The organism is Ammoniphilus oxalaticus (assembly GCF_003609605.1).
In the GTDB taxonomy this organism is placed as follows: domain Bacteria; phylum Bacillota; class Bacilli; order Aneurinibacillales; family RAOX-1; genus Ammoniphilus; species Ammoniphilus oxalaticus.
Map to the genome: position 1 here is coordinate 229524 of NZ_MCHY01000006.1, position 16377 is coordinate 245900.

General features: G+C 46.9%; 18 protein-coding genes. 16 read left to right on the forward strand and 2 right to left on the reverse strand.

What is annotated here, in order from left to right:
- The first annotated feature begins 681 nt into the window (after nt 1–681).
- The 8 genes from BEP19_RS03260 (at nt 682) to BEP19_RS03295 (ending at nt 6887) form a co-directional block, all read left to right on the forward strand.
- Nucleotides 682–1806 (forward strand): hypothetical protein, encoded by a 1125-nt coding sequence (locus BEP19_RS03260; protein ID WP_120188404.1) that lies wholly within the window; start codon nt 682–684, stop codon nt 1804–1806.
- A 69-nt stretch (nt 1807–1875) separates the two neighbouring features.
- Complete coding sequence (locus BEP19_RS03265) at nt 1876–2469, forward strand: YpiB family protein (protein WP_120188405.1); 594 nt, start codon at nt 1876–1878, stop codon at nt 2467–2469.
- A 148-nt stretch (nt 2470–2617) separates the two neighbouring features.
- The gene (locus BEP19_RS03270; RefSeq protein ID WP_170145236.1) at nt 2618–3046 is read left to right on the forward strand and encodes a DUF2487 family protein; all 429 of its coding nucleotides are present in this window, start codon (nt 2618–2620) and stop codon (nt 3044–3046) included.
- A 198-nt stretch (nt 3047–3244) separates the two neighbouring features.
- Complete coding sequence (locus tag BEP19_RS03275) at nt 3245–3754, forward strand: QcrA and Rieske domain-containing protein (RefSeq protein WP_120188407.1); 510 nt, start codon at nt 3245–3247, stop codon at nt 3752–3754.
- Between the two features lie 6 nt (nt 3755–3760).
- Complete coding sequence (gene qcrB, locus BEP19_RS03280; RefSeq protein WP_120188408.1) at nt 3761–4432, forward strand: menaquinol-cytochrome c reductase cytochrome b subunit; 672 nt, start codon at nt 3761–3763, stop codon at nt 4430–4432.
- Nucleotides 4433–4480: 48 nt separating this feature from the next.
- Nucleotides 4481–5302 (forward strand): menaquinol-cytochrome c reductase cytochrome b/c subunit, encoded by an 822-nt coding sequence (locus tag BEP19_RS03285; RefSeq protein ID WP_120188409.1) that lies wholly within the window; start codon nt 4481–4483, stop codon nt 5300–5302.
- A 99-nt stretch (nt 5303–5401) separates the two neighbouring features.
- Nucleotides 5402–5989: a DUF1405 domain-containing protein gene (locus BEP19_RS03290; RefSeq protein ID WP_120188719.1), complete on the forward strand. Its 588-nt coding sequence runs from the start codon at nt 5402–5404 to the stop codon at nt 5987–5989.
- A 70-nt stretch (nt 5990–6059) separates the two neighbouring features.
- On the forward strand, nt 6060–6887 hold the full coding sequence (locus tag BEP19_RS03295; RefSeq protein ID WP_120188410.1) for a sporulation protein YpjB: 828 nt from the start codon (nt 6060–6062) through the stop codon (nt 6885–6887).
- Nucleotides 6888–7145: 258 nt separating this feature from the next.
- Here BEP19_RS03295 and BEP19_RS03300 read toward each other — a convergent pair whose 3' ends face one another.
- Entirely contained in the window at nt 7146–7718 is a 573-nt protein-coding gene (locus BEP19_RS03300) for a hypothetical protein (RefSeq protein WP_120188411.1), read from the reverse strand.
- 222 nt (nt 7719–7940) lie between these two features.
- On the opposite strand from BEP19_RS03300, the gene BEP19_RS03305 reads away from it, so the two are divergent.
- Nucleotides 7941–8237 carry a hypothetical protein gene (locus BEP19_RS03305; protein WP_120188412.1) on the forward strand — a complete coding sequence of 99 codons (297 nt, stop codon included), beginning with the start codon at nt 7941–7943 and terminating at the stop codon, nt 8235–8237.
- A gap of 736 nt (nt 8238–8973) precedes the next feature.
- Here BEP19_RS03305 and BEP19_RS03310 read toward each other — a convergent pair.
- Nucleotides 8974–9840 (reverse strand): YitT family protein, encoded by an 867-nt coding sequence (locus BEP19_RS03310; RefSeq protein WP_120188413.1) that lies wholly within the window; start codon nt 9838–9840, stop codon nt 8974–8976.
- A gap of 225 nt (nt 9841–10065) precedes the next feature.
- Between BEP19_RS03310 and BEP19_RS03315 the strand changes: the two genes are divergently transcribed.
- From BEP19_RS03315 to BEP19_RS03345, 7 genes are all read left to right on the forward strand, one after another.
- The gene (locus tag BEP19_RS03315; protein WP_120188414.1) at nt 10066–10401 is read left to right on the forward strand and encodes a nucleotide pyrophosphohydrolase; all 336 of its coding nucleotides are present in this window, start codon (nt 10066–10068) and stop codon (nt 10399–10401) included.
- Between the two features lie 186 nt (nt 10402–10587).
- The gene (dapB, locus tag BEP19_RS03320) at nt 10588–11364 is read left to right on the forward strand and encodes a 4-hydroxy-tetrahydrodipicolinate reductase (RefSeq protein ID WP_120188415.1); all 777 of its coding nucleotides are present in this window, start codon (nt 10588–10590) and stop codon (nt 11362–11364) included.
- A 25-nt stretch (nt 11365–11389) separates the two neighbouring features.
- Complete coding sequence (gene mgsA / locus BEP19_RS03325) at nt 11390–11818, forward strand: methylglyoxal synthase (RefSeq protein WP_120188416.1); 429 nt, start codon at nt 11390–11392, stop codon at nt 11816–11818.
- Nucleotides 11808–12497, forward strand: a complete 690-nt coding sequence (gene bshB1 / locus BEP19_RS03330; protein ID WP_120188417.1) for a bacillithiol biosynthesis deacetylase BshB1 — start codon at nt 11808–11810, stop codon at nt 12495–12497. The genes mgsA and bshB1 overlap by 11 nt, the downstream gene beginning before the upstream one ends.
- A gap of 17 nt (nt 12498–12514) precedes the next feature.
- Nucleotides 12515–13651 (forward strand): N-acetyl-alpha-D-glucosaminyl L-malate synthase BshA, encoded by a 1137-nt coding sequence (bshA, locus tag BEP19_RS03335; protein WP_120188418.1) that lies wholly within the window; start codon nt 12515–12517, stop codon nt 13649–13651.
- A gap of 12 nt (nt 13652–13663) precedes the next feature.
- Nucleotides 13664–14905: a CCA tRNA nucleotidyltransferase gene (locus tag BEP19_RS17910; RefSeq protein WP_120188419.1), complete on the forward strand. Its 1242-nt coding sequence runs from the start codon at nt 13664–13666 to the stop codon at nt 14903–14905.
- Complete coding sequence (locus tag BEP19_RS03345; protein WP_245983277.1) at nt 14877–15845, forward strand: biotin--[acetyl-CoA-carboxylase] ligase; 969 nt, start codon at nt 14877–14879, stop codon at nt 15843–15845. Before BEP19_RS17910 ends, BEP19_RS03345 begins: the two co-directional genes overlap by 29 nt.
- Nucleotides 15846–16377: the final 532 nt, after the last annotated feature.

Consider the following 16377-nt stretch of genomic DNA (forward strand, 5'->3'; position numbering starts at 1 on the left):
ATGAATCATAAGTTAAACTATCACCGTTGGAAAGGGGCAGGTATGATGGGCTATAAGCGTCGAAGAAGATGCGGATTGTGCAGAAGACCTCGAAGGAGATGCGGGTGCACGAAAAAACCAATGTGTACCACGCACAAACATTATAAGCACTACTACCACCATCATCACATTACAAAGCATCATTCACATTGTGAGGAAAGCAGTTCCCATTGCTCTAGCTATGGTGGCCACTGGGGCCCTTCCCATGGCAAGCAGTATTATTAATAGGTAAAAGAGCGCTGTCTGCGGTTGAGCGGGCAGCGCTCTTTTTGCGTTGGCGGGCTGGGTGAAAAGGGAGAAGAGCCGCTATGACGACGCGTTTGCGCTCAAAATTGAGTAGAGCTGGTCTTCATCGCCAGTGTGACGACGCGTTTGCGCTCAAAATTGAGTAGAGCTGGTCTTCATCGCCAGTATGACGACGCGTTTGCGCTCAAAATTGAGTAGAGCTGGTCTTCATCGCCAGTATGACGACGCGTTTGCGCTCAAAATTGAGTAGAGTCTGTCTTCATCGGTTTTTCTCCTGCAAATTCGCTATCTTAGAACGGCACTGCCCATTTCATATTCGCGCAAGTTGGTAAACATTGGGTATAACAGCGGGCGGGTACGGTCAATAATGAAAATAAGATGAAGGAGGGATGCACGTTGCGCCTCGCAGAAATGTTGAGCTACGCTGACATTGATCAGCTGCATGAGTTGGCCCGCGCATATGCTTGCGATTGCAACATCAATTCGAAAAACGAACTGATTCAATCGTTACTTGCCTCCATCAAAAGACAGAGCAGCATTGAACAACAGCTTGACGGGTTGAATCAGGCAGAATTCAACTTTTTAATGCACATCGTATTGGATGGCAGACAACAATTTTCGCTTGAAGATTTGCGGGTGAAGGCGAAATTTTCATATCCGCAAGAATTGGATCGAGCAACATACCGTAAGCTCGTTTCAGTGGCATTAAAAAAAGGATGGGTTTTCAGAGGGGTCACTCGCCAGGCGAGTTCATCTTTTGAAGTTCCCGCGGATATGCGAAAAATTTGGGCGGATGAGATTTTACGCCGCGAATTGGGCGAGCAACCAGCGTATCCGCAACCTTATGCGTATCGGGATGAAGGGTTTGCAATGATCGAAGATATGCGTTTGTTTTTACGCTATGTGTTGGATCATGAACCGACCTTGACGGTCGAAGGCGTCATTTATCGCAGAAACCAACAGCAGTTATTTGAATTGCTTGCCGCGCAAGAAGAGCCGATTGAAAAAGGCGGCTGGCGTTTTGGGTACGGTCGTCATTTTCGAGAATACCCGGATCGATTTTCTCTCATCTATGATTTTTGTTACTACAGAGGATATATTCGCGAAGAGCCGGGGCATTGTTTGTATGTGACAAATGAAGCGCAGGAAGCGAATGAGCTGCCAGCTGAGTGGTTGGCAATGGAATTGTACAAATTCTGGTTGCGATTGTACAAACGTCCGGTGGTCGGTCTGCCGATGTTGACAAGACTGATTGGCCGCGCGGCTCAGCAGTGGGTTTCGGAAGAGATACTCCTTCAGATGATTACACCTCGCGTTCGCGCTTTTTATTATGATCAACCTGACAGCATTGCAAGGCAGCGTATTTTAAAAATGATGGTTCATCTCGGACTATTGCGCAAAGGGTTGGCTGAACCGGGGGGGGCCCCGCTTCTTTATCAGACAACGACGCTCGGACAAAAGTTATTAGAGTCAGTAGAAGGATCTGCAATGAAAGATATCATCCTAGATCCCGAAAATTAGCGTTTGAAAACAGACGATTTCAATCATTGGTATTTTCAATAAATGTAAAACCGTAAGGAGGTTCATTCGATGGGTGAAGCGATTACCATTTCAGCAAAAAGGGAATTTATACGTTGGTTTTTAAATAACTATCAATTTAAGAAAAATGAAGGATCGTGGCTGTTTAATTATTTTCTTACGGATGACCGTCTGCTTGAAAAAGTTCACTTTACCGATGACTTGTATAATCGGGAGAAGACAATGATTATTTCCACGGTTTGTTCGCATGCAACCCCTTTTTTATACCAAAAGAAATCGAGATTGAACTATGATGTAGAGGAAGCTTTCAATGATATAAAAGAGAATCCGAATGAAGATGTTTATATTAATATCTTTTTTAAAGATCGGATGAGCTGTCCGCAATATTTAATCGTGTTGGAAGGACGAGGCAAAACGGAGCGCCAAGGACAAACACAACCACGCGTTACGCAAGATAATATGGCGGCAAGTCTGATGACGGAATTGGTGATTGATCAGCTGATGAGAAGCAATCGTTTAAAAGAGTTGACAGAGCAGATCGACGCGGCCCTCGTAAAGCGGGACAAGCCGTTATTTATGAAATTGACCGAGGAATGGAATGAACTACGTCGTTGGGCAGGCGATCTACACGAGAACAACCGTTGACAAACATAGCTTAGATCAGTTACAAACAATATAAACATAAAAACTCGGGAAGACCCCGGGTTTTTTTACATTTCGACACATGTTATTCGCAAAGAATTCTGAAAACATTACCATGAGACGTAATGGATGTAGGGAAGGGGGACGAAAAATGCGATGGACAGCTGAAGATATAGAGAAATTTGAAGCGGAAAAAGAGTTTATCGATACGGCTTTAATCCCAATTTTTTCATTTTCAGTGGAGCAAATCGGCGTTGATGTCGTTAAGGAACAAAAGTGGTTGGAGGAGATTTGCGTCTATACGGAACGGCAACTAACAGGAAGAGTGTTGCTATTTCCTACGCTATATGCGCTAGACCCGGAGTGGCGATATGATCTATTGATTAGCGAGCCGTTTCGTTACCAGCAATGTGTGACGACGAACCCTCTTTTGGCGGAGAAATTGGAGGAGCAAGGGTTGTCTGTTTATTTATTGGGACGAGCCGAAGATGAGGAAGATTTAGCGACAATGGTTAAAGAAGGGAAGAAGCTGACGAATCTGATTATGGAACGCTGGAAAAACAAGTCAGCGCAAACTTAGCAATGTAAAAAAAGGATTACCAGTCGCAATTATTACAAAATTTGAACAGTTGTCACAAATTGTTCACAAAGTGGAAGGAAAGATATTCTTGACACTTTAGAAATCCTTTCTTATGATTGGTATGTCCTAGTGTTATCATCGTGTTAATGTTGTCCAGAATGGACTTTTTTAGATGTAAGGATAGGAGGTCAAGAATCAATGAGTAAGAAAGACATTTCCAGGCGGACATTCCTGAACTACATGCTGATGGGAACCGGCGGGTTTCTAGCAGCGGGAATGATCACTCCGATGGCTCGTTTCGCTCTAGATCCCGCATTGAAAAGCGGGGCGGGAGAGGGAGACTTGGTCCCTGTTACGACAGTGGACGAGTTGAGCGGCGAACCGCAACGTTTTGACTTTAAAGTTAAAACAGTTGATGGTTGGTACCAGACAGAAACGCCGATGTCCGCATGGGTCTACAAGCGCGGGGAAGAGATTGTTGCTTTATCGCCAATTTGTAAGCACCTCGGATGCACGGTGCAATGGAATACGAATCAATCGCATCCGGACCATTTCTTCTGTCCATGCCATGACGGCTTCTACACGAAGGACGGGAATAACGTGCCGCACACGCCGCCGTTAGCGCCGTTAGACGTGTATGAAGTAGATGTGCAAGAAGGCAAAGTTTACCTTGGTAAGCCGCAGCCAAATCCAGTAAAGGGGGCGTAAGTTTAGATGATCAAGCAAGTTTATGATTGGGTCGATGAGCGCCTCAATATTACACCGATGTGGCGCGATCTTGCCGACCATGAAGTGCCTGAGCATGTGAACCCGGCGCATCATTTTTCTGCGTTCGTGTACTGCTTTGGCGGATTGACTTTCTTTATTACAGTCATCCAAATTTTATCCGGTATGTTTTTAACGATGTATTATGTTCCAGACGTCATTCACGCTTATGAGTCTGTAAAGTACTTACAGAATGAAGTGGCGTTCGGTGTCATTGTTCGCGGAATGCACCACTGGGGAGCCAGTCTCGTCATTGTCATGATGTTTTTACATACACTTCGTGTGTTCTTCACCGGGTCGTACAAGCATCCACGTGAGTTAAACTGGGTTGTTGGAATGATGATTTTCTTTACCATGTTAGGTTTAGGCTTTACAGGGTATCTATTACCTTGGGATAACACAGCTTATTTTGCGACAAAAGTAGGGGTAGAGATTGCTGCTACGGTTCCGTTTATCGGAGACTTTATCAAAACCCTACTCACAGGCGGAGATATTCTTGGCGCTCAAACGCTTACTCGCTTCTTTGCGATTCATGTATTCTTCTTGCCGGGCGCATTATTGGGGCTTCTAGGGGCGCACTTTGTAATTATTCGTAGACAAGGTATTTCTGGACCTCTATAAAATTTAGAAGAATAGTTAATCGACGAGAAGAAGGAGGTATAATGAGCAATGGCAAACAACGATAAGACAAAGATCGAATATGTCGGCGATTCGCGTGTTCCCGCGAAAAAACATCCGAACATTTCGCCATCTTACTCTGAATTTCCGGGTAAAACGGAAGCGTTTTGGCCTAACTTTCTACTGAAAGAATGGATGGTTGCAGCGGTTGCTTTAATGGGTTATTTAATTTTGACGGTGAGTCAGCCTGCGCCATTAACGGATATGGCGGATCCGACGAACACGTCGTTTACACCGCTGCCCGACTGGTACTTTTTATTCCTTTATCAATTGTTAAAATATCCTTGGGCATCAGGGACTCCTTGGGTTCTAATGGGAACTGTGGTGCTTCCGGGATTAATGTTCGGTGGCTTGATGTTAGCCCCGTTCCTGGACCGCGGACCTGAGCGTAGATGGACAAAACGTCCTGTTGCTTCTGGCTTGATGTTTCTAGGTGTAATCAGCGTTGCTTTCTTAACGTGGGAGGCAATGGACGGATACAAAAAAATGGAAGCAAGTAAAGCAGAAGCAGCGGCTGAGGCTGGAGAACCTGGCGGGGATTCGGGCGGAGCAGCTGCGCCCCCAGCGGCAGAACTTGATTCTGATGATCCTGGCGCTGAAATCTGGGCGGCTCAAACGAGCTGTGTTAGTTGTCACGGCGCGGATATGTCCGGAGGCGGCGGACCCCCGTTAACGGATGTCGGTTCAAGATTGTCGGCAGATGAGATTAAGGATGTCATTGTCAACGGGGCAGGCATTATGTCTGCTGGAATGTTCGATGGCACGGATGAAGAATTAGATCAATTAGTCGAATTCTTGGCTGAACAAAAGTAAAGATGATGTGTTAAAATATGAAACTGACTGCAGTTGTATCGGCAGTCAGTTTTTTTATCATTATTTGAGACAAAATTTGGGAGGAACAACAGATTGTTCATGCAATGGTTCAGGTCATCTTTGAAAAAATCTTGGTTTCTAGGCAGTTTAATCGTCGTCAACTTTTTAGGGACTATCTACGGCTTCTATTGGTACAAAAACCAGTTAGCCCAAACGGAGCCGGCGCTGTTGCGTGTGTTTGTCCCTGACAGTCCCGCTGCTAGCGGACTTTTCACGCTCTTTTTGATCGCGTTGTGGCTTGGACGCAGCTTTCCGAGTTTAGAAGCGTTTGCCGCTGTGACCAATCTAAAATACGGTGTGTGGGCAGTCGCGGTCATTATTTGGGGCTGGGCGTTAGGCGGAGAACGGCAATGGACCGACTACATGCTGATTTTTTCACACGGGGGAATGGCCTTTGAAAGCTTGCTCTACGCTCGCTTTTATACGATTCGATTTATCCACTTGCTGCCCGTTGCGATCTGGCTCGTCTGGAATGACGCAATGGACTATTTGGTCGGCTTGCATCCTTGGCTGCCATCGGTGATGTACCCCTCTCACGTTTCGACTGTCGGCTGGTTCACCTTTTTACTAACGGTTCTATCCTTGACGATCATCTATCTTGTTGTGAGACCTAAAAAAGGGGTCTAATCTTGTCCACCTCCCCATAAGATGAATAGTAGATAGCAAACGTTGCGTTCACCCAGGGGAGGGGTACAAGTTGAAAAAAAAGTGGAAACAATGGACAATCATCATCTTCCTGGCAATTTTTTCTAGTTTCAGTCAAACGGTAGCGGGAACGGTAACTGCCGCAGAATCCGAGGGAAGAAACAATCAGCAAAATAACATGGAGACCTTAGACCGCCTTTCTCAAGAAATCGTGACGCTCGTCGAACAGGAACAACTAGCCCACGCCAAAGGGAAACTAGAACAGTTAGGGGAGCTGTTTACACATATCGGAACAGAACGGCGGATCAGTATTGAGGCGCTAGAACTCGCCACGCAAACGATCGTCCAGGGAAAAAAGGCGTTAGCCGACGTGACACCGGATAAAAAGGAAGCCATTTTGCGGGCCAAGCAGATCCGAATTCTTGTCGATGCCTTATCACATCCGAACCAACCGATTTGGAAAAGCTATCATTCTACTTATTCGCAACAGGTTGGCGAGATGATGAATCAAGCGGGGCGATCCCGACAAGAAGGATTGCGTAAATCGTTGCAACTAAACTATCAATTGTATTCAACGCTTAAACCAGCCATCGCCTTAAATCAGACGCCATCGACGATCCAAATGATGGACTCGATCTATCAATTCATCAATCAACAAGCCCATGGACAAGATGTCGACTGGGAAGCTACGCAAAATTCATTACAGCAATTGCAAGAAGTCACAGGCAACCTCTTTTTAGGCAAAGAACAAAACACCCTTGCCCTGTATATGAACAGTAACTCGCCGATAGCGATGATCTCCATGATCAGCCTGATTCTATTCACGGCGTTATCCTATGTTGCCTGGCGGATGTATCGCGGTACACGGTTTCAAATGTAAAAGGGGTAATGCTGCTTGAAGTGAATAGGGACAAAGCAAGCGATGACGCTTGCTTTTTTGTTGCTTGTTGAGGTGGGCGCGGTCATGTAGACGCGTTGGAACTCACTGCATGGAAAAGTGAGGGGCGTTGACCGTCACTCGTAGTTGACAAAAGTCCAACTAAATAAGCGTGAGTAAAACAATTACCTGGAGTTAGTTGTCAAAACTCGTGTTATGATAGGGAGCATCAGGACATCAAATGATGGAAAAAGAGTTGCGCTAGTCAATCACTTTAAAATTGACGGTTGCTTTGATCGCAAATCTTTGTTGATCTCGATCCTCCCCTGAATCACTGGAGAACTGGGTGACGCCATGTACAATGTAATTGCCAGGTGGAAAATCATCCGTATTTAAAAAATCTTCCATAAACATCACATAATCCATCGGGTCCTGATCGGCGCTGAATCCTCCGCTTTTTGCGTATTTTTCTCGATAAGGGGTCACGCTCCCTTTTTTAAGCGTTGTGGTCAATCCAATATCATTGACGGGGTAATCGATTTCATATCCTCTCGTCTGCTCGCGCATTGGAAAAAGAATAGCAGATGAGGAGTGATGAATCGTGATTTCTTCTTTGTCGCCTATGTACTCTAGTTCACCGTATAAATTGATCTCTTCTCCTACCTCATATGCGCCTTTTTCACTCACGAGTCGGAAGACGAAGTCACCCTCAACAGTTTCATCCGTTGTGTTTGTTACATCGGAATCCTGTAAGTGATCGCCGCGATCCATCTGATTCGGCGCCCCGCAAGCGGTAATGCAAAGCAAGAATATAGCTGTGAGTATCTTATTCATTTTAATTTCCCCTCCTTTGTAGATTTGGACGATCTGGTTTGGAAAAATGTTGCGCGATTGCTCACCTAGCGCAGGGGAGGCTATCCAGTGTGGACAATGAGAGATTTGGTGTGCGGAGGCTCTATTTCGCAACGTTTTTTAGGCAGAAACGTTATTACCTCCTAGTAAAGTGGCAACCATATTTTCTGCAAGTGATTATTTTTATGGAAAGGGGTGGAAAAAATGAGTATACATAGGGAGGAAGTTGTAAGCGTATTGTCCCGATATCAAAATGGAACTTTATTAAAAGTAATTTGGGACAACGGTGAAAAAGCCATCTATGAATTTGAGACGATGTATGATTCAACGAACGGTTTGGAAATGGATGATCCGAATTACAGAGAATTTCATCTTGCATTATTTAAAGAATATAAAAATCCAAATAATTTCATAGAAGTAGGTAGCGGAGAAAATATCCCGATCTATATTGAGGTTTTGGATGCAAATGAAGTTATTTGGGATATACAAAATAAATGTTAATATCAAAACGCGTCAAAAAACGATATCGTTTAAAGGAAAGACATGATCGAAGGAATTTTTTTTTAAGTGATTCGGCGGGATTGTCAGTACTCTGAGCGATTGATCATTATCCTAATGAGAATCCGTCCGAGCTCGGTGTCGTTGTTCGGTCGTTCATCAAACGATTAAGCTCGGACCTCGAGCCATCACCCGCAAAAATCATCTCCTATCCCACTGTAAAGGCCACAACTCCCGCTAGAGCTGGACTGTATGCGGTGGTCTCGTCTGTAAAGGTCTTATCTCCCTTTAGAGTGGGATTACCCGCAAAAATCATCTCCTATCCCTCTGTAAAGGCCACAACTCCCGCTAGAGCTGGGCTGTATGCGGTGGTCTCGTCTGTAAAGGTCATATCTCCCTTTAGAGTGGGATTCCCCGCAAAAATCATCTCCTATCCCTCTGTAAAGGTCACAACTCCCGCTAGAGCTGGACTGTAAGCGGTGTTCTCGTCTGTAAAGGTCATATCTCCCTTTAGCGTGGGATTCCACCTTGAAAATCATCTCCTATCCCTCTGTAAGGTCACAACTCCCGCTAGAGCTGGGCTGTATGCGGTGGTCTCGTCTGTAAAGGTCTTATCTCCCTTTAGAATTAGCCCTACCTTGATCCGTCAGCTAGCGCTCACTCCCTCCCCAATCTCGGCCCGCCCGCCCATGTTTCCATCAGTGGTTGCTTGACCGCTCTCCCCATCCCGGATCGGACCCTAAGCCTCTTTCAATGGCCGTTTGTTTTCGTCGTGGGTAAAGCCCTCACCGAGCACTTCGCGGACGTCGCTAACGATGATGAAGGCATAGGGATCGATCGCATGCGCAATCGCTTTGAGCCTCACAATTTCATTCCGATTCACGACGCAATAGAGAATATCCTTCGAGCTGCCTGTCCAACCGCCGCGGCCATTTAACAACGTTGCGCCTCGCTCCATCTCCTTCAACACCTTTTTGGCGATATGTTGATTGCTATCGGAAATAATCGTCACCGCTTTTGCCGAGTAAGCGCCTTCTTGCACGAAATCGATCACGCGGGTGCCGATAAACACAGCAACGAGCGTGTACATCGCTCCCGTTAAATTCAAGTACAACAACGACAGTCCGATTACAAATACATCGACCATAAAGATGACGCGCCCAATACTCCACCCTTTATATTTATTTAAAATCCGGGCGATGATGTCGCCGCCGCCTGTTGTCCCGCCGGCGCGAAAAACGATGCCGAGTCCGATTCCAACAGTCACCCCCGCGTACAAAGCCGCTAACAGCGAATCATCCAAAGGAAGTCGAAAAGAGCTAAACAGACTCAAAAACACAGACAAAGAAACGGTGCCGATTACAGTATAGATCAGAGAGAGACGGCCCAATGTCCGCCATCCTAAAATAAGCAATGGAATATTTAAAGCGAGGTTGACTAACCCAGGATCCCAGTTGAAAATGAACTTCAGTAAAATTGTAATCCCCGTTACGCCGCCCTCAGCTAAATGGTTCGCAATGTTAAAATAATTAATGCCAAAGCCTGTGATCGCTGAGCCGACCAAAATCATAAATACATTTTTAAAATGAGTCTCTATCGTATTCATCGTCTTTTACCACCTCAAAAGTTGGAATCAACGCGTCCATTTTTCCCTTAAAAATCTGCAAGCTACTCTTTGGGCCCAAAAACTTTAAAATTCCACTAAAGGGCCTACAGCGCAACAGTCTACCGTTATTCTGTATAATGTCAGGATGTCCAATTATAGATGAAGCTAATAAACGCATGTTATAATATTGTAACAAATGTTGGAATAGGAAAGGGAGGCAGAACGATGAACAAAGAGTTAACGATCAAGGGGATGCAGCGCGAAGTCGATCAGTACATCTCTCAATTCAAAGAAGGATATTTTAGCCCGTTGTCATTAATGGCTCGCTTGACGGAAGAAGCGGGGGAGTTGGCTCGTGAGGTCAATCATCATTATGGCGAAAAACCGAAGCGCGATGATGAAGAAGAAAACAGTATCGAAATGGAGTTGTCTGACTGCATGTTCATTTTGACTTGCTTCGCCAATTCATTAAATATTGATTTAGAAGAGTCATTTTATAAAATGATGCATAAGTTTAATACAAGGGACGCAAATCGTTGGACGCGGAAAGAACAGGAATAGGCGGCGCTTCTTTCCAAGTATCTTTGTTTCCTGTATAATTTGAAAACAACAATCGATTACAAAATTATTTGCGGCTTGGCGGACAGATGTCCAGATTTTTTTCGTAACATCCGCCGAAACATGGAAAATAGACGTTGTACATAGACTAAGCTTATAAGATAAAGAGGTTCGGAAAAGGAGAGAACGATGACGATAAAAGTAGCGATTGCAGGTTCAAAAGGGAAAATGGGAGTCGAAGCGGTGAAAATGGTTCATGCGGATGAGGCGTTTACGCTTGTCGCAGAAATCGGCCGTCCTGGCTCAGTGTATACAGAGGAAAATGGCGCGCCTTATTTTGGCGATGTCGCGGAAGCATTGGAGAAAACGAAGCCTGATGTGTTGGTCGATCTGACGACGCCACAGTCCGCGAAGGAAAATATGGAAACGGCGCTGCGTTTAGGGGTTCGTCCTGTTGTCGGCACAACTGGGTTCAGCGCGGCAGATATCGAGAGTTTGGACAAGCTTTGTCGGGAAAAAGGGGTCGGAGCGATCATTGCGCCCAACTTTGCGATCGGAGCGATTTTGATGATGAAGTTTGCCCGCGAGGCGGCGAAATATATGCCGCATGTGGAGATCATCGAGATGCACCACGATCAAAAGCTAGACGCTCCGTCTGGGACGGCGATTAAAACAGCTGAAATGATTCAAGAAACGCGCCCAGAATTAAAGCAAGGCCACCCAGAAGAAGAGGAAGTAATCGACGGCGCGCGTGGCGGGGTTGTAAACGGTTTTCGAATTCACAGTGTCCGCTTGCCAGGTTTGGTCGCCCACCAAGAAGTGTTGTTTGGACATACCGGGCAAACGTTAAGTATCCGTCATGATTCGATCAACCGCGAATCGTTTATGCCAGGCATTCGGTTAGCGATCAACAAGGTGATGGAGATTGAAGGGTTAGTTTACGGCTTAGACCAAATTATGGAATAACGAGCACGAAGGGGAGCGAAAAAACATGGATATCGCCTTAATTGCCCATGATAAAAAGAAAACAGAACTCGTCAACTTTATGATTGCCTATGAACAAATTTTTTCGGAACATAACTTGTATTCAACAGGAACGACGGGCCTGCGGATTATGGAAAATACCAACTTGCAGCTTGAACGATTGAAGTCGGGACCGATGGGCGGCGACCAACAGATCGGAGCCCTCATTGCGACAGGCGCGCTTGATCTGGTCATTTTTTTCCGCGACCCGTTAACGGCTCAACCGCATGAACCAGATGTCAGCGCCTTGCTTCGTTTGTGCGATGTGTACGGTATTCCGTTGGCGACGAATGCGGCCACAGCGGAGCTGTTGTTAATGGCGGTTGAAAAAGGTTTTTTCGATTGGCGCGAGACCGTTGATAAATACAAAGGAGCGATCGACCTAGATGACGATTGATATTTTGGCAATCGGGGCGCATGCTGACGACATTGAAATTGGGGTAGGCGGAACGCTGCTGAAACATCGTTTGCAAGGAAGGACAATCGCTTTGTGCGATCTCACATTGGCGGAACTGTCGTCGAATGGGGACGTGGAAACGAGATTACGCGAAGCGGAAGCGGCTCGTCAGACGTTGGGCGCCGAGCAACGGATTCAACTGGAACTTGGCGATCGCCAGTTACGGGTCAGCGATGAGCAGATTCGGGCGATTGTCGCCGTCATTCGGCAGCTGCGACCGAAATTGATTTTTGCTCCTTTTTGGAAAGATCGTCATCCCGACCATGAACATGCTAGCCGTTTGGTTCGCGAGGCGGCTTTTAGCGCGGGCATTCGTCATTATGCCCCTGAAACAGGAGCGGCCCATCGTCCGCAATCGGTGTTCTATTATTTTATAAACGATTTTGTCGAGCCTGATTTTTGTGTCGATGTGACGAATGTGTATGAGCAAAAAATGGACGCCCTAGAATGCTACCAAAGTCAATTTTTACCGTCTGATGGAACCGTTGTTACGCCGTTAAACAGCGGTTATTTTGAACAAATCAGAAGCAGGGAATATCTTTTTGGTCGAAAAATTGGAACGGGTTTTGCAGAGGGTTTCAAAACGAACACCACTTTAGCGCTAGACTACTTGGTTTAAAGGGGATCCAGGACACGATGAAAATTGGAATAACTTGTTACCCTACCGTGGGCGGCTCCGGCGTTATTGCGACTGAACTCGGCAAATTGTTGGCCGAACGGGGTCATGAAGTCCATTTCATTACGTCGGACATGCCTTTTCGACTCGGCAAATTTTATAAAAACATTTACTATCATGAAGTGGAAACGAGCAGCTATGATGTGTTTCGCTACCCGCCGTATGAATTGAGCTTGGCCAGCCGCATGGCGGAAGTGGCCCGAAATGAACAGTTAGACGTGCTGCATGTGCATTATGCGATACCGCATGCGATTAGCGCTTTTTTGGCGAAAGAAATGGTCGGCGAGCAACTCAAAATCGTGACAACGTTACATGGCACGGACATAACGGTGCTCGGGCACGATCGATCGCTCAGCGATATTATTCGATTTGGAATTGAGCGGAGCGATGTCGTTACCGCCGTTTCGCAAGACTTGATCGATAAGACCAAGCAAGTGTTAGGGATCGAGCAACCGATTGAAAAAGTATACAATTTTATCGACAAACGTGAATATTATCCGCGCGATGTGAGTGATTATCGTCAAGAATTAGCGCCTAGCGGAGAAAAGATTTTGATCCATGTGTCCAACTTTCGTCCAGTCAAAAGGGTGCTAGATGTGGTCCGTATTTTTCATCAAACGCTTCAACATATGCCAGCAAAATTGTTGTTTATCGGTGAGGGGCCTGATACCGCGGCGGCGCGCCAATTGGCGGTTGAACTAGGAGTGAGTGAACATGTTCGCTTTTTAGGTAAACAGGAAAAGCTTGCTTTTATGTACTCGCTTGCCGATCTGTTATTGTTGACCTCGGAAAAAGAAAGTTTCGGGCTTGTGGCGTTGGAGGCGATGGCTTGCGGGTTGCCGGTTGTGGGCACAACGGCGGGCGGGATTCCCGAAGTGGTGACCGATGGGGAAACGGGTTTTTTGCGACCGATCGGTGATGTCGAGGGGATGACGAAACAAGTCGTTCGCTTGTTAAGTGATCAAAAGCTGTACGATCGCTTTTCTAAAAATTCATTGGGACGCGCGTACCACGAGTTTTGTCAGGATCAAATTGCGAGCCAATACGAAGCGATTTATGAACGGATTTGCGCTCAGCCCGCCGCGAACACGCGCTAGGGGGTTATCGACATGGAGCAAGCTGCTCGCGGATTGCTTGAATATCTTGAACAACACGGTCATACCGCCTACGAAGTAGGCGGTTGTGTGCGTGATCGGCTGCTTGGCTATCCAATCCAAGACATTGATATCGCGACCTCGGCTACCCCCGATCAAATGTTAGCGCTGTTTCCGCGAGCGATCCCGACTGGGATCAAACACGGTACAGTGACCGCGTTTTGGCAGGATCATGCTTTTGAAGTGACGACGTTTCGAATCGACGGCTCATACAGTAACCATCGGCAGCCGGATCAAGTTCAGTTTGTCGACGACATCACGCTTGATCTAGCCCGGCGCGATTTCACGATCAACGCGATGGCTGTTAATCGGCGCGGTCAGTTGATCGATCCGTTTGGCGGACAGCAAGATTTGGAGCGCCGCTTGCTTCGATCGGTTGGCGATCCGCAACGACGTTTTTCGGAAGATGCGTTGCGGATTTTACGCGGGATCCGTTTTAGCGCCCGATTTGATCTGGAAATTGAACCGCAAACGTGGGCGGCAATGTTGGATTGCGCGCCCATGCTTACCGCCATTTCTCGCGAACGGATTCGCGATGAACTGGCGAAGATGGTCGGGGGAGTTCGCCCACGACGCGCATTATCGCTCTTGGCGACGCCTGGTTTGTTGCCGTTTGACGAGTGGATCGCATTATTTGCATCCATCCCAATTGCAGCGTTGCCGTCAGGCTATTCAGTACTTTCCGAACGAGGGCGTTGGGTTGCGTTATGGTTACAGGCGGACTGGGAATTAGAGCGTTGTCGCCGACTGTTGCGTTCATGGCGATTTTCAAATCAGGAACAGCGGGACAAGCTTCATTTGCTGGCTGCGGTTCGGGCGCTGCCTAGGGCGACGACGGATGATCGCCAGGCAAAACGACTCTTGCTGTCTTACGGGCTTGCGTTAATGTTAGAAGCAGAACAGTTGACGCGTTGGCGAAGTTCACAAGTAGACTTTGCTGAAACTTCGCGTATTGAACAGCGTTGGCGTCGGTTGGATGCCCAAATCGAGATTCGCGAACCAAGGCAGCTCGCAATCGGTGGACAGGCATTGATCGATGTTTTTGGACGCGAAGCCGGCCCGTGGGTCGGGGAAACATTACATACGTTATTTGAACAGGTCGCGCTCAACGGACTCCCCAATCAGCGGGAACCCCTGTTGGCGGCGGCAAGAAAGGTTTGGAACGAACGTGAAGGAACAAATACTGAGATTATTTAAAGAAGCGAACGGTCAGTTTGTATCGGGGGAAGCGCTCAGCGAGGCGTTAGGTTGTTCGCGCACCGCAATTTGGAAGCATATAAGTGAGCTGCGGGCGCAAGGCTATCAGTTTGAGGCGGTTCGTCGCTCGGGTTATCGGCTGTTGGCTACCCCGGATATTCCGTATGCTGAACAAGTCAAAGCGGGTCTCAACACACAGAGGTTAGGGTGTGAAACCCATTTTTTTGAAACCGTGGAATCGACGCAAACAGAGATCCACGCGTTAGCGCGAGCGGGAGCGCCCGAAGGAACGGTCGTTATTGCCGATGAACAAGTGAAGGGAAAAGGCCGATTGGGGCGTTCCTGGCACTCGCCGCCAGGCAGCGGGATTTGGATGAGCGTCTTATTGCGGCCCAAATTGGAGTTGCAACGCTGTCCCCAATTAACGCTTGTCGCCGCGGTCGCGATTGTCGAAACGATTCGCGAACAGACGGGTTTGCCGCTGATGATTAAATGGCCGAATGACCTGTTGTTAAACGGAAAAAAAGTGTGCGGGATTTTGACCGAATTGCGAGCAGAATCGGATTGCGTTGATTATATTGCGCTTGGGATCGGGATTAATGTGAGCTCCGCTTCGTTTCCGTCAGAATTGGCGGATATCGCCACTTCGTTGAGCATCGAACAGCAAGGCCAAGCGCCGCTGCGGACCCCGTTGATCAAACGGTTATTGGAAAAATTGGAAGAACTCTATTTTTTATACGTTGAACAAGGTTTTTCTGCAATAAAACCGCGCTGGGAAGCGCATGCGTTGATGCTCGGTAAGCCGATTACTGCCCGTCGCGTCAACAGCGCGACACTCCAAGGGATCGCAATTGGAATCGACGAACAAGGAGCGTTACTCTTGCGGATGGAGGACGGCCGAACCGAACACATTTATTCCGCTGATATTGATATGGGTTGAAACTTGCTTCAGTTCTGCTATACTAAAAGAAATTGGCTATATCCGTACGGTAAGGGAATAGCACTAAATTCAGCAGTTGTGATTACTTTTTTAGCGGAGGACCCAATGCTCGTGTACTAAATTTAGTGAGGGCTCAACCCTCGTCTGAATTTAGTGGCCTCCGGCGGATGTCACAGATTTTCAGGGGTAGCTTTTGAGCAAGCTCAAAAAATCTGGACCCATTTGCGCCTTTCGTCGAAATGGAGTGAAGTCCGCGGTAGGTTGTGTTGACTTTTAAAGTGGAGACCTAATGATGGGCGAATCCAACAGCCTTTCGGCGGATGTCACAGATTTTCAGGGGTATCTTTTGAGCGAGCTCAAAAATTCTGGATACCATTTGCGCCTTTCGTCGAAATGGAGTGAAGTCCGCGGTAGGTTGTGTTGACTTTTTAAAGTGGAGACCTATTGATGGGTGAATCCAATGGCCTTCCGATGGATGTTACAACAATTTCATAAAGGCATTTTTTATGCACGCTTGTTTAGAAGAAAAAAA